Source organism: Pseudomonas sp. R45(2017) (assembly GCF_002112305.1).
In the GTDB taxonomy this organism is placed as follows: Bacteria; Pseudomonadota; Gammaproteobacteria; order Pseudomonadales; family Pseudomonadaceae; genus Aquipseudomonas; species Aquipseudomonas paraglycinae.
This window is the reverse complement of the sequence record NZ_NEHH01000023.1, coordinates 1-2,651: the sequence shown is the minus strand read 5'-3', so window position 1 is coordinate 2,651 and position 2,651 is coordinate 1. Positions and strand designations below refer to the sequence as shown.

General features: G+C 64.5%; 1 protein-coding gene. It reads right to left on the bottom strand.

Translation table 11 applies throughout. The annotated features are described in order from the left end of the window. A partial coding sequence (locus CAF74_RS28850; RefSeq protein ID WP_139832942.1) for an RHS domain-containing protein occupies positions 1 to 2,651 on the bottom strand: 2,651 nt, incomplete at both ends.

Sequence of the window (2,651 nt, the reverse complement as noted above, 5' to 3'; positions counted from 1 at the left end):
GCCAGCTTCACCGGATCCGGCGTCAGATACCGTCCCACGTCCGGGTCGTAGTACCGGTGCCGGTTGTAATGCAGCCCGCTTTCGTCATCGAAATATTGCCCCTGAAAGCGCAGCGGCTGGTTCAGGTAGTCCTCGGTCGCCAGTTCCAGCGAGGTGACCTTGCCGTAGGCGCTGTATTTGGCTGACCAGACGATCTCGCCGCTGTAGTCGGTCAGTTCCTGCGGGGTGCCGAGGTGGTCGAGCTGGTAGTAGAACGGGCAGGCGCGTTTCGGGCCTTTGCCGTCGAGCATCGCCAGCGGGCGGAAGGTGCCGGGTTCGTAGATGAAGCTGCGGTGTTGGGTCGGGCTGCTTTCGGCGATCAGGTGGTCGCCTTGCCAGAAGAACTCGGTGGTCTGGCCGTCGACGGTTTTGCGGATGCGGCGGCCGAAGGCGTCGTATTGGTAGGTCGCGGTTTTGCCGTCGGGGCGGGTCAGGCCGATCAGGCGGTGCTGGCTGTCGTAGCGGTATTCGGTGACAAGGGTTTGCGCGCGGCCGCGGCGTTCGCGGATCAGGTTGCCGAAGGCGTCGTAGTCGTAATGACGATCGCCCTGCATCAGCAGGCGATTGCCTTTGATCTGTGTCGGACCGGGGCGATCCTGCATCAGCAGGTTGCCGGCCGGGTCGTGGGCGAAGGTTTCCGGCAGGTCGTCGCGGGTATGGCGTACACGGATCAGCCGGTCGAGGGCGTCGTAGGTGTAGCTGCGCTGGCCGTGGCGGGTGTCGGCGATGTGTTCGAGATTGCCCTTGGCGCTGTAGGCAAAGTCGCGGCGGTACAGCGCGCTGCGTTGATGGCCTACGGCGTGGGACTTCAAGCGGCCCTGTTCGTCGTAGGTGTATTCGCTGAGCAGCAGGCCCTGCTGGCGCTGCTGTTCGCGGCCGTTCTGGTAGACGTGGCGGGTCAGCAAGGCACCGTTGAGGTCGATCGCCGTCAGCGCCCCGCCCTTGGCGTAGTGGTAATCGAGTTTGCTGTTGTCCGGCAGACGCAGGCGGGTGAGCTGGCCGCAGGCGTCGTAGGCGTAACGCAGGGTGCCCCAGCCCTGATGCTCGCGCACCAGCCGGTCCTGCAGGTCGTATTCGAAGGCCAGCGGGTGATCCTGGCCGTCATCCACGCCGACCAGCCGGCCGAGACGGTCATAGCGGTAGCTGACCTCGACCCCGTCCGGCAGGGTCTTGAGCAGCAATCGCCCGGCGCTGTCGCGCTGGTAAGTGGTGACCAGCGTGGTGCCGTCGTCGCCGAACTCGGTCTTCTCCAGCAGATGACCGTTGCGGTCGTAGGCATACGCCGTGCGCCGACCATCGAAGCCGGTTTCCTGTCGGATCAGTCCGGTGGGCGTGTAGTCCAGCCGATACTTTTCGCCGGACTCGTTCTCGATTTCCGTCAGCAGCAGCTGCGCATGGTCGTAGCGGTATTGCAGGCGGGTGCCGTCGGGGTTGATCCGCCGGCTGACCAGGTGCAGGTCGTCGTCATACTCGTAACGGGTGATCCGCCCCAGTTCATCGCGTTCGGCGGTGATCTGGCCGTAAGCGCTATAACTGAAGGCTCGAGTGGCGCCATTCGGCGAGGTGGTCTGGATCAGCCGGCCAACGGCGTCCCACGCGTGGCGAGTGATCGCGCCGTTTTCGTCCTGCGCAGTAATCCGCCGCCCCTGAAGGTCGTAGGAAAACTTCCGAACCCCACCGTCCGGCAGACTTTCCTCGACCAACTGACCCAGGTCGTTCCACACGAACACGTGCCGGCCAGAATCCGGATAACGGACCGACAGCAACCGCCCCTGCGGGTCGTAGTGGTAATGGGTGACATGGCCATCGGGATCGACCGCTTCGGTGATGTCCCCTTGGGCATTGCGCCGGTACGTCCACACCGCATCGCCACATGAGCGGCTGTGCAGGAAACCGTTGCGGTACTCGTAGGACGTCGGCGCATCGTCCGGCGGAATCAGCGCGATCAACCGCCCGGCGTCGTCATAGCGGTACTCGGTGACCGCGCCCAGCGCATCCTGCTCGGCGACCAACCGACCCTGCGCGTCATAGGCCTTGAGCTGCTCACCACCATCGGCGGCGACCTGACGCACCAGCCGCGCGGTGTCGTCGTGGACGTAAGTTTCCTCAGTGCCATCGACGTAATGCACCGTGACACGGCCGGCGTCATCCCAGACGTAACGCGTGTCCATCTGCGAAAACGACGCCCAGTGCCGCACGCAGCGCGCGGCCTTGCCGGCGCGTTCCCACGCCCAGAAGAAGCTCGCGCCGCCGGCCAGTTGCCGTTGCAGGATGACGTGCTGGTCGTCGTAGTCGTAACGCTCGCTTTCGCCGACCGCGTTCGCCGCCTCGATCAATCGATGACGGGCATCAAAGCGGTAACTGGCCAGCGTCTGCTCGGTACGCCAGGCAGACTCCCGAAAAACCTGATAATCGACCGCGATCAGATGCGCCCGCTCATAGCGCAGCAACAAGGAGCGGCCAGCGCCGTTGTCGAGGCGCTCAACGCGATCCAGACGATCCCGCGTAATACGCAACCGGTTACCGTAGGCATCGCTGACAGCAGTCAGACGCCCAGCCCGAAAGTGATAAAACCGCGCCGAGTCCCCCGCCAGCGCAACAATCAGCTCCTC